Annotated in this window: 14 protein-coding genes; 13 read left to right on the top strand and 1 reads right to left on the bottom strand. The window is 68.9% G+C overall.

The annotated features are described in order from the left end of the window. Nucleotides 1–26 precede the first annotated feature (26 nt). From pyrR to ACIPUB_RS02000, 13 genes are all read left to right on the top strand, one after another. Complete coding sequence (gene pyrR, locus ACIPUB_RS02060; RefSeq protein WP_310287554.1) at nt 27–617, top strand: bifunctional pyr operon transcriptional regulator/uracil phosphoribosyltransferase PyrR; 591 nt, start codon at nt 27–29, stop codon at nt 615–617. Beyond that, entirely contained in the window at nt 614–1,594 is a 981-nt protein-coding gene (locus tag ACIPUB_RS02055; RefSeq protein ID WP_407605878.1) for an aspartate carbamoyltransferase catalytic subunit, read from the top strand. Before pyrR ends, ACIPUB_RS02055 begins: the two co-directional genes overlap by 4 nt. A gap of 31 nt (nt 1,595–1,625) precedes the next feature. Beyond that, nucleotides 1,626–2,960: a dihydroorotase gene (locus ACIPUB_RS02050; protein WP_407605877.1), complete on the top strand. Its 1,335-nt coding sequence runs from the start codon at nt 1,626–1,628 to the stop codon at nt 2,958–2,960. After that, a complete protein-coding gene (locus ACIPUB_RS02045) occupies nt 2,961–3,518 on the top strand; it encodes a hypothetical protein (RefSeq protein WP_407605876.1) in 558 nt (185 codons plus the stop codon). Continuing rightward, the gene (gene carA, locus ACIPUB_RS02040; protein ID WP_407605875.1) at nt 3,515–4,708 is read left to right on the top strand and encodes a glutamine-hydrolyzing carbamoyl-phosphate synthase small subunit; all 1,194 of its coding nucleotides are present in this window, start codon (nt 3,515–3,517) and stop codon (nt 4,706–4,708) included. Before ACIPUB_RS02045 ends, carA begins: the two co-directional genes overlap by 4 nt. Further along, entirely contained in the window at nt 4,708–8,052 is a 3,345-nt protein-coding gene (gene carB, locus ACIPUB_RS02035) for a carbamoyl-phosphate synthase large subunit (protein ID WP_310287540.1), read from the top strand. The genes carA and carB overlap by 1 nt, the downstream gene beginning before the upstream one ends. Further along, nucleotides 8,045–8,908 carry an orotidine-5'-phosphate decarboxylase gene (pyrF, locus tag ACIPUB_RS02030; protein WP_407605874.1) on the top strand — a complete coding sequence of 288 codons (864 nt, stop codon included), beginning with the start codon at nt 8,045–8,047 and terminating at the stop codon, nt 8,906–8,908. Before carB ends, pyrF begins: the two co-directional genes overlap by 8 nt. A 403-nt stretch (nt 8,909–9,311) precedes the next feature. Next, nucleotides 9,312–9,647, top strand: coding sequence for an integration host factor, actinobacterial type (gene mihF, locus ACIPUB_RS02025; RefSeq protein ID WP_264268953.1), 336 nt, complete (start codon nt 9,312–9,314; stop codon nt 9,645–9,647). An 11-nt stretch (nt 9,648–9,658) separates the two neighbouring features. Further along, on the top strand, nt 9,659–10,237 hold the full coding sequence (gene gmk / locus ACIPUB_RS02020) for a guanylate kinase (protein WP_407605873.1): 579 nt from the start codon (nt 9,659–9,661) through the stop codon (nt 10,235–10,237). Between the two features lie 87 nt (nt 10,238–10,324). Then, nucleotides 10,325–10,588, top strand: a complete 264-nt coding sequence (gene rpoZ / locus ACIPUB_RS02015) for a DNA-directed RNA polymerase subunit omega (RefSeq protein WP_217387924.1) — start codon at nt 10,325–10,327, stop codon at nt 10,586–10,588. Between the two features lie 113 nt (nt 10,589–10,701). After that, nucleotides 10,702–11,991 carry a bifunctional phosphopantothenoylcysteine decarboxylase/phosphopantothenate--cysteine ligase CoaBC gene (coaBC, locus tag ACIPUB_RS02010; RefSeq protein WP_407605872.1) on the top strand — a complete coding sequence of 430 codons (1,290 nt, stop codon included), beginning with the start codon at nt 10,702–10,704 and terminating at the stop codon, nt 11,989–11,991. A 160-nt stretch (nt 11,992–12,151) separates the two neighbouring features. Continuing rightward, complete coding sequence (metK, locus tag ACIPUB_RS02005; RefSeq protein ID WP_310287524.1) at nt 12,152–13,357, top strand: methionine adenosyltransferase; 1,206 nt, start codon at nt 12,152–12,154, stop codon at nt 13,355–13,357. Between the two features lie 167 nt (nt 13,358–13,524). After that, nucleotides 13,525–15,573 (top strand): primosomal protein PriA, encoded by a 2,049-nt coding sequence (locus ACIPUB_RS02000; RefSeq protein ID WP_407605871.1) that lies wholly within the window; start codon nt 13,525–13,527, stop codon nt 15,571–15,573. 79 nt (nt 15,574–15,652) lie between these two features. Here ACIPUB_RS02000 and ACIPUB_RS01995 read toward each other — a convergent pair. Continuing rightward, a partial coding sequence (locus ACIPUB_RS01995; RefSeq protein ID WP_407605870.1) for an alpha/beta fold hydrolase occupies nt 15,653–16,014 on the bottom strand: 362 nt, incomplete at its 5' end.

Genomic DNA, 16,014 nt, shown 5'->3' with positions numbered 1-16,014 from the left:
CAGTGAGGCGGGGAAGGAGGCCGCACATGAGCAACGAGCAGAACCATGCCCGTGCCACGGCGCCCGTCAGTGCCCGGATTGTCCTCTCCAGCGAAGACATCGATCGGGTCATCACCCGCATCGCCCACGAAATCATCGAGGCGAACAAGGGAACGGCAGACCTGGTGCTCCTGGGCATTCCCTCCCGCGGCTTCCCCCTGGCCCAGCGGTTGGCGCAGCGCATCGCCGCCACCGAGCCGGGCCTGGACGCCCGGGCCATCACCGGGCAACTCGACGTCACGATGTACCGCGACGACCTCCGCCACTCCACCACCCGCACCCCGGTGCCCACGCGCCTTCCGGCCGGCGGCATCGACGACAAGGTCGTGGTGCTGGTCGACGACGTGCTCTACTCCGGGCGCACCATCCGCGCCGCCCTGGACGCCATCGCCGACCTGGGCCGCCCGCGCATCGTCCGCCTGGCGGTGCTGGTTGACCGCGGCCACCGCGAACTTCCCATCCGCGCCGACCACGTCGGCAAGAACCTTCCCACCGCGACCACCGAAAAGGTGCGCGTGCACCTTTCCGAGGTCGACGGGGAGAACAACAACGAGGTCGTCATCGAGGCCCACGCATGAAACACCTGCTCTCCACCCTTGATCTCTCGCGCGCCGACGCCATCCGCATCCTCGACATCGCCGAGGAAATGGCCGCCGTGGGCACCCGCGAGGTCAAGAAGCTTCCGGCGCTGCGCGGCCGCACCGTGGTCAACCTCTTCTTCGAGGACTCCACCCGCACCCGCATCTCCTTCGAGGCCGCGGCCAAGCGCCTGAGCGCCGACGTGATCAACTTCTCCGCGAAGGGCTCCTCGGTCTCCAAGGGCGAATCGCTCAAGGACACCGCCCAGACGCTGCAGGCCATCGGCGCGGACGCGGTGGTCATCCGCCACGGCGCCTCCGGGGCCCCGGCCCGACTGGCCGCCACCGACTGGATCGACGCCCCGGTGGTCAACGCCGGGGACGGCACCCACGAACACCCCACCCAGGCACTGCTCGACGCGTTCACGTTGCGCGCCCACTGGTCCAAGGTCCGCGGGGAGGGCTCGCTGGGGGCCGATCTTTCCGGCATGAAGGTCGCCATCGTCGGGGACATCCTGCACTCCCGGGTCGCCCGCTCCAACCTCTGGCTGCTGCGCACCCTGGGCGCCGAGGTCACCATGGTGGCCCCGCCGACCCTGCTGCCGCACGGCTCGCACGCCTGGCCGTGCACCATCAGCTACGACCTGGACGCCACGCTGGCCACCGGCGTCGATGCCGTGATGATGCTGCGCGTGCAGGGCGAGCGCATGCACGACTCCTTCTTCCCCAACACCCGCGAGTACTCGCGCCTCTGGGGCTTCGACGACGCCCGGCTGGCGGCGCTGGATGTGCAGCCCGGGACCGAAACCATCATCATGCACCCGGGCCCGATGAACCGCGGCCTGGAAATCTCCTCGGCCGCAGCCGACTCGCCCCGCTCCACCGTGCTGGCCCAGGTGGCCAACGGTGTCGCGGTGCGCATGGCCGTGCTGTACCTATTGCTATCGGGGGACCAGCAGCGTCCCGCCGGCCTCTAAAGAACTTGTCAAGAAACGGGAGCCAATCCTCATGAGCACCACCAACAACGCCTATCTCATCCGCGGCGCCAAGCCGCTGGGCCACGAAGCCAGCGACATCCTCATCCAGGACGGCGTCATCGTCGCCCTCGGCACCGACGCCGCAACGCACGCAGCGGCCGCCACCGCCACGGTCATCGAGGCCGCCGGCCAGATCGCCCTGCCCGGCCTGGTCGATGTGCACACGCACCTGCGCGAACCCGGCCGCGAGGACGCCGAGACCGTGGAAACCGGCACGCGTGCCGCCGCACTGGGCGGCTTCACCGCCGTGCACGCCATGGCCAACTCCAACCCCGTGGCGGACACCGCCGGGGTCGTCGAGCAGGTCTGGTCGCTGGGCAAGCGCTCGGGCTGGGTCGATGTGCGCCCGGTCGGTGCGGTCACCGTGGGCCTGGCCGGTGACCAACTCTCGGAAATCGGCGCGATGGCCGACTCCCGCGCGCAGGTCCGCGTCTTCTCCGACGACGGCATCTGCGTCTTCGACCCGCTGATCATGCGCCGCGCCCTGGAATACGTGAAGGCCTTCGACGGCGTCGTCGCCCAGCACGCCCAGGAACCGCGCCTCACCGAGGGGGCCCAGATGAACGAGGGCGAGGTCTCCGCGGTACTCGGCCTAGCCGGATGGCCGGCCGTCGCCGAGGAATCGATCATCGCCCGCGACGTGCTGTTGGCCGAACACGTGGGCTCCCGCCTGCACGTCTGCCACGTCTCCACCGCCGGGAGCGTGGAAATCATCCGCTGGGCCAAGTCCCGCGGCGTGAACGTCACCGCCGAGGTCACCCCGCACCACCTGCTGCTCACCGACGAACTGGTCAAGAGCTACGACCCGGTCTACAAGGTCAACCCGCCGCTGCGCCGCGAGGCGGACGTCATGGCGCTGCGCGCCGGTCTGGCCGACGGGACCATCGACGTCATCGGCACCGACCACGCACCGCACCCCTCCGAGGCGAAGGAATGCGAGTGGGCCGCCGCGGCCATGGGCATGACCGGGCTGGAAACAGCGCTCTCGGTGGTGCAGCACACCATGATCGAAACGGGCATGATCACCTGGGCCGACTTCGCGCGCATCACCTCCACCGCCCCGGCGGCCATCGGTCGGGTTGAGGACCAGGGCCGCGAGCTGGCCGTGGGCGAACCCGCCAACATCACCATCGTGGATGCCGACGCGCGCTGGGTTGTGGACCCGTTCGCGATGGCCACCAAGGGCCGGAACTCCCCGTTCAAGGGGCTCACGCTGCCGGGCAAGGTCACCGCGGTGTTCTTCCACGGCCACCCCACGGTGCTGGGCGGAGCGTTGAACACCCCGCGGCCCACCGAGGCCGCCTAAATGGGCCAGTACACGGCAGCCGTGGTCATCACCCTGGCGATCGTGGTGCTGATGGTGGCGCTGATCCTGCTGGGTTGGCGCAACCGCCTGCGCCGCCAGGCATCGGTGCCGGCCCCGAGCCCGGTTCCCGAGGACGCCGACGGCGCCCCCGCCCTGGGCGCGCAACTCGGGGACAGTGCCGAGGGCATCTACGTGTGCACCACCACGGCCGGGGACTGGCTTGACCGCATCGCCGCGCACCGGCTGGGCATCCGCACCAACGCGGACCTGTCCATCCACGCTGCCGGCGTGCTGCTGGCCCGCCGCGGGGCAGCCGACCTCTTCATCCCCGCCCACGACCTGACCGGGGTTTCCCGGGCCAGCGGCATGGCAGGGAAATTCGTGGAGAAGGACGGACTGCTGGTCATCAGCTGGGTGCTGGGCACCATGGCCGTGGACACCGGCTTCCGCCCCCGCTACCACCAAGAACTCCCGGACCTCGCCGCGCGGATCGCCGCGCTGGCAGGCACCGGAACCAACGACACGCAACCACCCGCCGAAACAAAGGAAAACCAGTGACAGCAGTACAGGGAACCGAGCAAGCCCTCTTGGTGCTCGAAGACGGACGGGTTTTCCGCGGCCGTAGCTACGGCGCCATCGGCACCGCCTTGGGCGAAGCGGTCTTCTCCACCGGCATGTCCGGCTACCAGGAGACCCTCACCGACCCCTCCTACGCCCGCCAGATCATCGTGCAGACCTTCCCGCACATCGGCAACACCGGGGTCAACGACGACGACGCCGAATCGAACCGCATCTGGGCCGCCGGCTACGTGGTCCGCGACGCCGCGCGCCGCCCCTCGAACTGGCGCGCCCAGCGCAGCCTCGACGAGGAACTGCGGGCCTACGACGTCGTGGGCATCCAGCAGGTCGACACCCGCGCCCTGACCCGCCACCTGCGTGACCGCGGCGCCATGAAGTCCGGCATCTTCTCCGGCGACGCCGCCAAGGCGTCCGTGGAAGAGCTGGTGGCGGCAGTGAACGCCCAGCCGTCCATGGAGGGACAGAACCTCTCCGCACTGGTCTCCACCAGCCAGGGGTACACCGTCGAGCCCAAGGACCACGGTTTCGCCGGAGAGCCGCTGTTCTCCATCGCCGCGATCGACCTGGGCATCAAGGCGATGACCCCGCAGCGCTTCGCCGAGCGCGGGGTGCGCGTCCACGTGCTGCCGCACAACGCCACCTTCGAGGACGTGGCGGCCCTCGGCGCCGACGGCGTGTTCATCTCCAACGGCCCCGGTGACCCGGCCACGGCAGCCACCCAGGTGGAACTGGTCCGCCAGGTGCTCGACGCGAAGATCCCGTACTTCGGCATCTGCTTCGGCAACCAGATCCTGGGCCGCGCCCTGGGCTACGGCACCTACAAGCTGCGCTTCGGCCACCGCGGCATCAACCAGCCGGTGCTGGACAAGGCCACCGGCAAGGTGGAGATCACCAGCCAGAACCACGGCTTCGCCGTCGACGCACCCCGCGAGGGCGCAGCAAACGCCCCGCTGGAGCGCTTCGGCCGCGTAGAGGTGTCCCACATCTCGCTCAACGACTCCGTCGTCGAGGGCCTGGCCTGCCTGGACATTCCCGCCTTCTCGGTGCAGTACCACCCCGAGGCGGCCTCCGGGCCCCACGACGCCAGCCACCTGTTCGACAGGTTCATCACCAACATGCGCGCGGCCAAGAACACCGCCGCCACCGCATCCACCCAGGGAGAGAAGTAATGCCGAAGCGCGAAGACCTCAAGTCAGTCCTGGTCATCGGCTCCGGGCCGATCGTCATCGGCCAGGCAGCCGAGTTCGACTATTCCGGCACCCAGGCGCTGCGGGTGCTCAAGGAGGAGGGCCTGCGGGTCATCCTGGTCAACTCGAACCCCGCCACCATCATGACCGACCCGGAGTTCGCCGACGCCACCTATGTCGAGCCGATCACCCCGGAGGTCGTGGAGAAGATCATCGCCAAGGAGCGCCCCGACGCGATCCTGCCGACCCTGGGCGGACAGACCGCACTGAACACCGCCATCGCCCTTGACAAGGCGGGCGTGCTGGAAAAGTACAACGTCGAGCTCATCGGCGCCAACATCGAGGCCATCGAACTCGGCGAGGACCGCGAGAAGTTCAAGGGCGTCGTGGAGCGCTGCGGCGCCGAGTCGGCCAAGTCCGTCATTGTGCACACCATGGACCAGGCCTTCGCCGCGGTCGAGGAACTGAACTACCCCGTCGTGGTGCGCCCCTCCTTCACCATGGGCGGCCTGGGCTCGGGCATGGCGTACAACGCCGAGGACCTGCGCCGCATCGCCGGTGCCGGCCTGCAGTACTCGCCGACCACCGAGGTGCTCCTGGAGGAGTCGATCCTGGGCTGGAAGGAGTACGAGCTGGAAATGATGCGCGACAAGAACGACAACGTCGTGGTCATCTGCTCCATCGAGAACTTTGATCCCGTGGGCGTGCACACCGGCGACTCGATCACCGTGGCCCCGGCCATGACCCTGACCGACCGCGAGTACCAGAAGCTGCGCGACATCTCCATCGCGGTCATCCGCGAGGTTGGCGTGGACACCGGCGGCTGCAACATCCAGTTCGCCATCGAGCCGGACACCGGGCGCATCGTGGTCATCGAGATGAACCCGCGCGTTTCGCGTTCCTCCGCGCTGGCCTCCAAGGCCACCGGCTTCGCCATCGCGAAGATCGCCACCAAGCTCTCGCTGGGCTACACCCTGGACGAGATCCCCAACGACATCACGCTCAAGACCCCCGCGGCCTTCGAGCCGGCCCTTGACTACGTCGTGGTGAAGGTCCCGCGCTTCGCCTTCGAGAAGTTCCCCGCGGCCGACGCCACGCTGACCACCACGATGAAGTCGGTCGGCGAGGCCATGGCCATCGGCCGCAACTTCACCGAGGCCCTGCAGAAGGCCCTGCGCTCCCTGGAGCAGAAGGGCAGCGAAATCGAGTTCAACAAGCCGATGGACTTCGAGATCGAACAGCTTCTCGAGGACTCGGTCAAGGGTTCCACCAAGCGCCTGTACAACGTGCAGCGCGCCCTGCTGGGCGGGGCCACCATCGAGCAGGTCTTTGAGAAGACGGCGATCGACCCGTGGTACCTTGACCAGCTCGCGCTGATCAACGAGACCGCCGCGATGATCGGTTCCAACCCGGACCTCAACGAGGACGTGCTGCGCGAGGCCAAGCGCCACGGCTTCTCCGACGCGCAGATCGCCAAGCTCACCAACAAGACCGAGGCCGTGGTCCGCGGGATCCGCCATGCCCTGGGCATCCGCCCGGTGTTCAAGACCGTCGACACCTGCGCCGCCGAGTTCGAGGCCTTCACCCCGTACCACTACTCCTCCTACGACGAGGAGACCGAGGTCGCGCTGCACGAGAAGCCCTCGGTCATCATCCTGGGCTCGGGCCCGAACCGCATCGGCCAGGGCATCGAGTTCGACTACTCCTGCGTGCACGCCACCATGGCGCTGCGCAATGCCGGCTACGAGACCGTGATGGTCAACTGCAACCCGGAAACCGTCTCCACCGACTATGACGTCTCCACCCGCCTGTACTTCGAGCCGCTGACGCTCGAGGACGTGCTGGAGGTCATCCACGCGGAGGAATCCACCGGCGGGGTGCTGGGCGTGTTCGTGCAGCTCGGCGGGCAGACCCCGCTGAAGCTCGCGCAGGAACTGGCAGACGCTGGCGTGCCGATCCTGGGCACCTCGCCGGAGGCCATCGACCTGGCCGAGCACCGCGGCGCCTTCCAGCGCGTGCTGGATGCCGGCGGGCTCATCGCCCCGAAGAACGGCACCGCCGTCTCCTTCGAGGAAGCCAAGCGCATCGCCGACGAGATCGGCTACCCGGTCCTGGTCCGCCCCTCCTACGTTTTGGGCGGGCGCGGCATGGAGATCGTGTACGACGAGGCCAACCTCGCCCGCTACATCAAGAACGCCACCGAGATCACCGAGGACCACCCGGTGCTGGTGGACAGGTTCCTCGAGGACGCCATCGAGATCGACGTCGACGCCCTGTTCGACGGCAAGGACCTCTACGTCGGCGGCATCATGGAGCACATCGAGGAGGCCGGCATCCACTCCGGCGACTCCGCCTGCGTGCTGCCCCCCATCACCCTGGGCCGGGACGTGCGCGACCGCGTGGTCGAAGCCACCCGCGCCATCGCCGAGGGCGTGGGCGTGCGCGGGCTGATCAACATCCAGTTCGCGTTGGCGTCCGATGTGCTCTACGTGATCGAGGCCAACCCGCGCGCCTCGCGCACCGTGCCGTTCACCTCCAAGGCCACCGGCGTGCAGCTGGCCAAGGCCGCGGCGATGATCGGGGTCGGCGTGTCCATCGCCCACCTGCGCTCGGTGCACAAGATGCTGCCCGAATCCGGCGACGGTGCCAACCTGCCCGAGGGCGCACCGGTCTCGGTGAAGGAAGCCGTGCTTCCCTTCGCCCGCTTCCGCACCCCGGAGGGCAAGGTCGTCGACTCGCTGCTCGGCCCGGAAATGCGCTCCACCGGCGAGGTCATGGGCATCGACAAGTACTTCGACACGGCCTTCGCCAAGTCCCAGGCCGCTGCCAACAACCCGCTGCCGACCAAGGGCAAGGTCTTTGTCTCGGTCGCCAACCGCGACAAGCGCTCCATCGTGATCCCGGTCAAGCACCTGGCCGACATCGGGTTCGAGATCATCTCCACCGGCGGCACCGCCGAGGTGCTGCGCCGCAACGGCATCCCGTCCACCGTGGTCCGCAAGGTCCGCGAGGGTTCGGTCGAGGGCGAGTCCAACATCGTCGACCTGATCACCGAGGGGGAGATCGCAATGATCCTGAACACCCCCTCGGGCGGCGAGGCACGCGGGGACGGCTACGAGATCCGCGCCGCGGCCGTCTCGGTGGGCACCCCGATCATCACCACCGTCGCCGAATTCGGCGCCGCGATCCAGGCGATCGATGCGATGCGCCACTTCGAGTGGACCGTCACCTCGCTGCAGGAGCACGCCAAGACCCTGCAGGCCGCCGGCGTTGCCGAGGCAAACGCCGCAGCTGCCGCGGTGAATCGGGACGGCGCCAATGCCTAGCGCCGAGGCACGGGCGGCCGCGGCGGCCGCCCGCGCCCCCTTCGGGCAGCGGCTTGCGGCTGCCATGGCCGAGCACGGTCCGCTGTGCGTGGGCATCGACCCGCACCCGTCGCTGCTGGCGGCCTGGGGGCTGGGGGACGACGTGCACGGGCTGCGCAGCTTCTCACTCACCGTGGTCGAGGCCCTGGCCGGCCAGGTAGCGGCACTCAAGCCGCAGGTGGCACTCTACGAACGCCACGGCTCGCGCGGCCTGGCGGTGCTGGAGGAAACCCTGGCGCTGTGCGCCCAGGGCCACGTCCTGTCCATCGCCGACGCCAAGCGCGGGGACATCGGCTCCACCATGGCCGCCTACGCGGATGCCTGGCTGGGGGAGGGCAGCCCGCTGGCCGCCGATGCCGTGACGCTGAGCCCGTACCTGGGCTACGGGTCGCTGCGTCCTGCCCTTGACCTCGCTGCGGCCACCGGCCGCGGAGTGTTCGTCCTGGGCCTGACCTCCAACCCGGAAGGCAAGTCCGTGCAGCACGTCGGCGGCGCCGACTCCGTGGCCAAGGGCATCATCGGACAGGTGGCCGCCGAGAATGCCGGTGCGACCCCGTTCGGGTCCACCGGACTGGTCATCGGCGCCACCGTGGGCGCGGCATTGGAGGAGCTGGGCATCGACCTGGCCGCCTCCAACGCCCCGATCCTGGCACCGGGCCTCGGCGCCCAGGGCGCAACGGGTGCGGACATGAAGGCGTCGTTCGGCGCGTTCTGGCCGCAGGTGCTCGGCACCTCCAGCCGCGACGTGCTCAAGGCCGGTCCCGACGCAGGGGCCTTGCGCGACGCCGCCGCGGCAACCCGGGATTCGCTGCTCTAGCCACGGGATCCCCGTGCAACCGGTATAGGTTCCATGTCAATGCCCCCGGCACACCCACCCAGTGGGTCGCGCCGGGGGCATTGTCGTCCCTTCCCGGGCACCTCGGGGACGGACGAATCGGCCAGGCGGAACCAGGCGATGGCCCGATCCGTCCCGGCGCCGGGCGAGTGGCACATCGGTGCATGTGGGGCGCGCATCGAACCCCGGGAGAAGAATGCGGGATGATCTTGCTTACACCCCTGTCCCGGTAACCCGCCCCACGACCGGAATTTGCCACCCGTTCACGCATTAGCGGTAGCCACAGCGCGATTAACCATTGCATCGAGGCCCATCATTAGTTATCTTCAGTTCAGGGCTTGTTGCCCTGGTGCTTGACCCAATAGATGGAACGGCGGCAAAAGGCATGGTACTGCGAGAACTCTCAGACGAGGACCGTATTCGCGCACGGGCAAAGGCGTTGGCGGCCCGCACGCGCCGGGCCGAAATCAAGAACCAGTTCGGCGCCGGCAAGCTGGGCATCAATGAACTCCTGGACCTCGTTCCCCACGACGAGGCCATCGGACGACTGCGGGTCATGGACCTGCTGGAGTCGGTCCCGGGCGTCGGCGAAATCCGCGCCCACACGCTTATCGATAGACTAGGCATCTCACCCAGCCGACGCCTGCGCGGGCTGGGGCGCAAACAGCGCATCGCATTGGTGGATCATTTCCAGCAATCGCCACCCAAAACGAAAGAGTAACGAAGCACACCATGACGGTTAGCCCCCACCCCGCGGTCACAGTCCTCGCCGGTCCCACGGCCGTAGGGAAGGGAACGATCTCCACCTACATTCGCGACAACTATCCCCAGGTGTGGCTCTCGGTTTCCGCCACGACGCGCAACCCGCGCCCGGGCGAAGTCGACGGTGTGCACTACTTCTTCGTGGGTCCGGAGAAGTTCGGCGAACTGGTCGAAAACGGGGAAATGCTCGAGTGGGCAGTCGTGCACGGCCAGAACAGCTACGGCACCATCCGCACCAAGGTCCAGGAGGCGGTGGCCGCGGGGAAGCGGGTGCTGCTGGAGATCGACCTGCAGGGCGCACGCCAGGTGAAAGAGAATTTGCCGGAAGCGACATTCGTGTTCCTGGCCCCTCCCAGCTGGGAGGAATTGGTGCGCCGACTTGTGGGCCGCGGCACCGAAACCCCCGAGGAGCAGCAGCGCCGGCTGGAAACCGCTAAACTGGAACTTGCCGCGGAATCGGAATTTGACGTGACCATCGTCAACGACGACATTTCGCGGGCCGCAAACGAGCTGGTGACCCTCATGGGGCTGACCCCGCACGCACGCTAAAAAAACTTTTGTGCAAGACCCGCCGCGTCCCGGCGGATGCAGTACCCCCTTACGTCTTGATCCACCATCTAGTTATTTGGAGGCTTCGTGAACACGAACCTTGAAGGCATCATCAGCCCGTCCATCGACTCGCTGCTGACCACCACCGATTCGAAGTACGCCTTGGTGATCAACTCCGCCAAGCGCGCACGCCAGATCAACGCGTACTACGCCCAGCTGCACGAGGGCCTCTTCGAGTACGTCGGCCCGCTGGTCGACACCCGCCTGAACGAAAAGCCGCTGTCCATCGCCCTGCGCGAAATCAACGAGGGCATGCTCAACGTCTCGAAGATCGAGGAAGCCGCCGAGTAGCCACTCGGCCGCAAACGATTACAACGCGTGGGTGCCGGCGCACCTGGGAGGTGCGGCCGTAACGGGCCACAGCCCCCGGGCCGGCGCGACGCACTAACGCATCGGTGGTAGCAGTGAAGCGCATTGTCCTAGGTGTATCCGCAGGGATCGCCGCCTACAAGGCAGCTTTGCTGCTACGGCTGTTTAAGGAGGCCGGCCACCAGGTCGACGTCATCCCCACGGCAGCCTCGCTCGAATTTGTCGGCCTTGCGACCTGGGAGGCGCTGAGCGGACGCCCGGTGCGCACCAGCGTCTTCGAGGCGGTGGACACCGTCAACCATGTCCGCCTCGGGCAGGAAGCGGACCTGGTGGTCATCGCACCCGCCACGGCGGACGTCATGGCGCGGGCCGCCGCCGGTATGGCCAACGACCTGCTCACCGGCACGCTGCTGGCCACTGGCGCCCCGGTGGTCATGGCCCCGGCCATGCACACCGAAATGTGGGAGCACCCCGCCACCGTCGCCAACGTGGCAGTGCTGCGCAGCCGCGGCGTGCACGTGATCGAGCCCGCCGTCGGACGCCTGACGGGCAAGGACTCCGGTGCCGGCCGGTTCCCCGAACCCGAGGACATCTTCGCGGCCCTCGCGCCGTATCTGGAGGGAACGCCGGGTGCGTCCCTTCCCGATGCGGCGGGTGCGGTGGACTCGGCTGCAGGGGCCACCTCTCCGCTGGCCGGGAAGATCGTCGCGATTTCCGCCGGAGGCACCCGCGAGCCGCTGGACCCCGTGCGCTACCTGGGCAACCGCTCCTCGGGCCGGCAGGGCATCGCCCTGGCCAAGGCAGCACTTGCCGCCGGCGCCACCGTCCGCTTCATCGCCGCCCACATGGATGTGCCTGCACCTGCGGGCGTCGAACTCAGCACGGCCTCCACCGCCCGACAGCTGCAGGTGGCCGTCACCGAGGCCGCCCGAGGCGCAGATGCGCTGATCATGAGCGCAGCGGTCGCCGACTTCCGGCCTGCCGAATACGTGGATTCGAAGATCAAGAAATCCGACGACCACGCCGACCCGGTGATCACCCTGGTGCGCAACCCGGACATCCTGGCAACGTTGGTTGCCGACCGAACCGCCGCGGGCTGCACGGGCGACCTGCCGCCGCTGATCGTGGGCTTTGCCGCGGAGACCGGCGACGCGGAGGCGGGAGTGCTCGAGTACGGGGCGGCGAAGCTGAAGCGCAAGGGCTGTGAAATGCTCGTCGTCAACGAGGTGGGGGAGAACCTGACCTTCGGGACCGACGAGAACTCGGTGACCATCCTCTTCGCCGACGGCGCCGCCGCGGTGCACGCCTCCGGGTCCAAGGACGAAGTGGCCGCCTCCGTCATCGATGCGGTTGGACGGGCGCTGGCCCCGGCTCGGCGGCACTGACGGCCCCGGCGGCGGGGAGAAGAGCCAGTCCGCTTCCGCGCGGCGTCATCAAGCGCCGCGGTGCGCCACGAATTGTCATCATGACGGTGTGGCCACTTCCACATGACCTCGACGATCCGCGGATCGATGCGGCGTGTGCTGTTACCGGTAGAGTGGCACAGTGACTTTAGAATCCCCGCAGCTACGCCTCTTCACCTCCGAATCGGTTACGGAGGGCCACCCGGACAAGATCTGTGACCAGATCTCCGATGCCATCCTCGACGCCATGCTGGCCCAGGACCCCAACTCCCGGGTCGCCGTGGAGACCCTGACCACCACCGGACTGGTGCACGTGGCGGGCGAGGTGACCACCGACGGCTATGTGGAGATCCCGGAGATCGTGCGCCGCACCATCCTGGACATCGGCTACGACTCCTCGGCCAACGGCTTCGACGGAGCGCGCTGCGGCGTCTCGGTGTCCATCGGGCAGCAGTCGCAGGAAATCTCCGACGGCGTGTTCAACTCCCTGGAGGTCCGCGAGGGCACCGCCGTTGACCCGCGCGATGCGCAGGGCGCCGGCGACCAGGGCCTGATGTTCGGCTACGCGTCGGATGAGACCGCGACGTTGATGCCCACCCCGATCCACCTGGCGCACCGCCTTTCCGAGCGGCTGACCCAGGTCCGCAAGGACGGCACGCTGTCGCTGCTGCGCCCCGACGGCAAGACCCAGGTCACCATCGGCTACGACGGGGACCAGCCGGTCTCCGTGCAGACCATCGTGGTCTCTTCGCAGCACGCCTCCGAGTTCTCGCTGGAGGACCTGAAGGACGGCCTGTTGGCAGAGGTTGTCAACCCAGTGCTTGCCGGCACCCAGCTCGACACCTCCGAGACCCGCATCATCCTGAACCCCTCGGGCCCCTTCATCATCGGCGGACCGGTGGGCGACGCTGGGTTGACCGGCCGCAAGATCATCGTCGACACCTACGGCGGCTACGCCCGCCACGGCGGCGGCGCGTTCTCCGGGAAGGATCCCTCGAAGGTCGACCGCTCGGCCGCCTACGCCATGCGCTGGGTGGCCAAGAACGTGGTCGCGGCCGGCCTGGCACGACGCGTCGAGGTCCAGGTCGCCTACGCCATCGGCGTGGCTCGCCCGGTGGGCCTGTACGTGGAGACCTTCGGCACCGAGACCGTCGACCCGGCCAAGATCACCGCCGCGATCAATGAGATCTTCGACCTGCGCCCGCTGGGCATCATCGAGGACCTTGACCTCAAGCGCCCGATCTACCAGAAGACCGCCGCGCACGGCCACTTCGGCCGTGAGGAGGCCGACTTCACCTGGGAAAACCTGGACCGCGTCGACGCCCTCAAGGCGTACTTCAACGCCTAAGGGGCGATTCTCCGGCCGGAAGACGTTTGGCGGGAATCGGGTGTCGCGCCCGCAAGGCGATGCGGCACCCGATTCGCGGTTAAGCGCGGTTCGGCCGGGCTGGCCAAGGTTGGCCGGATGCCGACGGTAGGGTAATTCTCAAGGCGGGTAAAGGGGAGGTGCGGTGCATGGAGCGCTCGGCCCAACCATCGTTGTTGGCGGGCTTTGACCTGTCATCCCCGCTGCCAGGCATCCCCAACATGGCCGAGGAACTGCCCGTCGCCCGGGTCGTGATCGATTCCCCCGTCCCGCACCTGGACCGCCCCTTCGACTACCTGGTGCCGGCCGAGCTCGACGAGGCGGCGCAACCCGGGGTCCGGGTCAAGGTTCGCTTTGGCGGGCAGGAACTGGCAGGTCTCCTCGCCGAAAGACTCGAACACTCCGATCCCGGGATCAAGCTGCAGCCGCTGCGCACCGTGGTGTCACCGGAGGTTGTCCTCTCCGCCCCGGTGCTTGCAGTGGCCCGCGCCGTGGCCGAACGCTATGCCGGCGGGGTCTGGGACGTGCTGCGCTCGGCCGTCCCTGCCCGCATGGCCAGGGTCGAGACCGAGAAGGACGCCGTCGGCGAATCCCCGGCGGAGGAACCCTCGCCGCACGGGCCCGTCGAACCCTCCGCCGCCTTGCTCTCGGAGTACCACGGCGGTGCGGACTACGCCCAGGCGCTGCGGACCGGAGGAGCGCCGCGCGCGGTGCTCTCGGCGGTGCCCAACAGGCCCGGGGACTGGCCGGCGCTGCTGCTCGAGGCCGCCGAACTGACCCTGGCCTCCGGACGCGGCGTGCTCATCGTTGTCCCCGACGCCCGCGACCTCACCCGGCTTTGCGCCACCCTCGATGAGCGCATCGGCGAGCACGGCTACGCCCGGCTCAGCGCCGAGGACGGCGCGACCCCCCGCTACCGCAACTTCCTGCGTGTCGCCCGCGGGCAGGCGCGGCTGGTGGTCGGCACCCGCAATGCCGCCTTCGCCCCGGTGAAGGACCTGGGCCTGGCCGTCATCTGGGACGATGCCGACAATTCCCACGCCGAGCCGCGCGCCCCGTACCACCACGCCCGCGAGGTGCTGCTGCTGCGGTGCGGGATCGAGGACGCCGGCCTATTGCTTGCTGCACCAGGGCGAAGCGCCGAGGCCCAGCGGCTGATCCGCAGCGGCTGGGCCGCCGAACTGGTCGCGGAGCGGAAGCTGCTGCGCGCCCACGCGCCGCGGGTCATCGCCGCCTCCGACGAATTCGAGGCCGACCGGGACCCGATGCTGCACGCGGCCCGGCTCCCCGCGGCCGCCTGGCGCGAGGCCAAGGCGGCGCTGGCCCACGGGCCGGTGCTGGTGCAGGTGGCACGGACCGGGTTCATGCCCGCGCTGCGCTGCGAACGTTGCCGCACCCCCGCCCGCTGCACCGCCTGCAACGGCCCGCTGGCCCTTGACGATGCCCGCGGGGCGCCGGCCTGTGGCTGGTGCGGACTGGTGGCAAACCCCTGGAACTGCGTCGAGTGCGGATTCATGCGCCTGCGCGCCGCATCCATCGGCGCGGACCGCACCGCCGAGGAACTGGGCCGCGCCTTTCCCCATGTCAAGGTCGTCGCCGCCACCGGGGCCAAGCCGCTGTACACCGTGCCCGCGACCCCGGCGCTGGTCGTGGCAACCCCGGGTGCCGAGCCGGTGGCCCAGGACGGGTACGCGGCGGTGCTGCTGCTGGACGGGGACCGGATGATGGCCCGCGAAGGGCTGCGCACCGGCGAGGAAGTACTCAACCGCTGGATGGGTGCCGCGCACCTGGCCCGCGGGCGCGATGCGGCCGACGGCCGTCCGGGCGGCGGCACCGTGGTGGTTGCCGGGGAACCAGGCGAGCCGATGCGCGCCCTGGTGCGCTTCGACGCCGCGGCCTACGCGGAGGCCGAACTCGATGAGCGGCGCACCCTGGGCCTGCCCCCGGCCGTGCGCACCGCCATGGTCAAGGGACCCGCGGCGACCGCCGACAAGTTCATGGCGGCGCTGGAGGTGGGCGATGAGGTGCGCCGGCACGGGCCGGTGCTGCTGGGGGAGGGAGAGCACCGTTGGCTGTTGTTCTTCTCCTACGCCCAGGGCCCCGCGGTCACCGCTGCCCTGCGCGCCCTGCGCGCCACCTTCAGCGCGGCGAAGGAGCCCGTCGTCTCCATTCGCATCGATCCGGACGGGATCCTCTGATCCGGTGGCCGATCCCGTGGCCGATCCGGTGGCAGATGCCGGCGGTTGATGCCGACGTGCCGCGACGTTCGCCCGGGCCCTAGTTGTTGTGCTGTGCGTGGTTGCCTGTCGCCACACCCGCAATCCGGTCACGGTACGTGGTGCGCGGTATGCCTTGCGGCACCCAGGGATGCTCGGAGGCCAGGAAGTCCTCGATGAGCGATGCGGCCTCGGCCGCCTTTTCGTAGTGGATCAAGTGCCCGACATCGCCAATGACCCGCATCCGGGCCCGCGGGAAGCTGCGGGCGAGCGCGCGCTGGGCGCGGATCGATCCCAGTTCGTCGTGCTCGCCGACCACCAGCAGCGTGGGCTCGTTGATGCGGGCCGCGACGTCGCGCACCGTCGCGGTGATCGAGGCGCCATAGGCCTCGCGCAGGGTGCTGCGTGAGGTGAAACCGGAGA

Source organism: Paeniglutamicibacter sp. ORCA_105 (assembly GCF_045798545.1).
In the GTDB taxonomy this organism is placed as follows: Bacteria; Actinomycetota; Actinomycetes; order Actinomycetales; family Micrococcaceae; genus Paeniglutamicibacter; species Paeniglutamicibacter sulfureus.
Note: the sequence above shows the minus strand (reverse complement) of the source record. Positions and strands in the feature narration are given on the sequence as shown.

Excerpts from the sequence above, each read along its gene's own strand:
- gmk (WP_407605873.1), top strand. The coding sequence starts at position 9,659 with ATGACGGTTAGCCCCCACCCCGCGGTCACAGTCCTCGCCGGTCCCACG.
- carB (WP_310287540.1), top strand. The coding sequence starts at position 4,708 with ATGCCGAAGCGCGAAGACCTCAAGTCAGTCCTGGTCATCGGCTCCGGG.
- pyrF (WP_407605874.1), top strand. The coding sequence starts at position 8,045 with ATGCCTAGCGCCGAGGCACGGGCGGCCGCGGCGGCCGCCCGCGCCCCC.
- ACIPUB_RS02000 (WP_407605871.1), top strand. The coding sequence starts at position 13,525 with ATGGAGCGCTCGGCCCAACCATCGTTGTTGGCGGGCTTTGACCTGTCA.
- pyrR (WP_310287554.1), top strand. The coding sequence starts at position 27 with ATGAGCAACGAGCAGAACCATGCCCGTGCCACGGCGCCCGTCAGTGCC.
- ACIPUB_RS02055 (WP_407605878.1), top strand. The coding sequence starts at position 614 with ATGAAACACCTGCTCTCCACCCTTGATCTCTCGCGCGCCGACGCCATC.
- ACIPUB_RS02045 (WP_407605876.1), top strand. The coding sequence starts at position 2,961 with ATGGGCCAGTACACGGCAGCCGTGGTCATCACCCTGGCGATCGTGGTG.
- ACIPUB_RS02050 (WP_407605877.1), top strand. The coding sequence starts at position 1,626 with ATGAGCACCACCAACAACGCCTATCTCATCCGCGGCGCCAAGCCGCTG.
- mihF (WP_264268953.1), top strand. The coding sequence starts at position 9,312 with ATGGTACTGCGAGAACTCTCAGACGAGGACCGTATTCGCGCACGGGCA.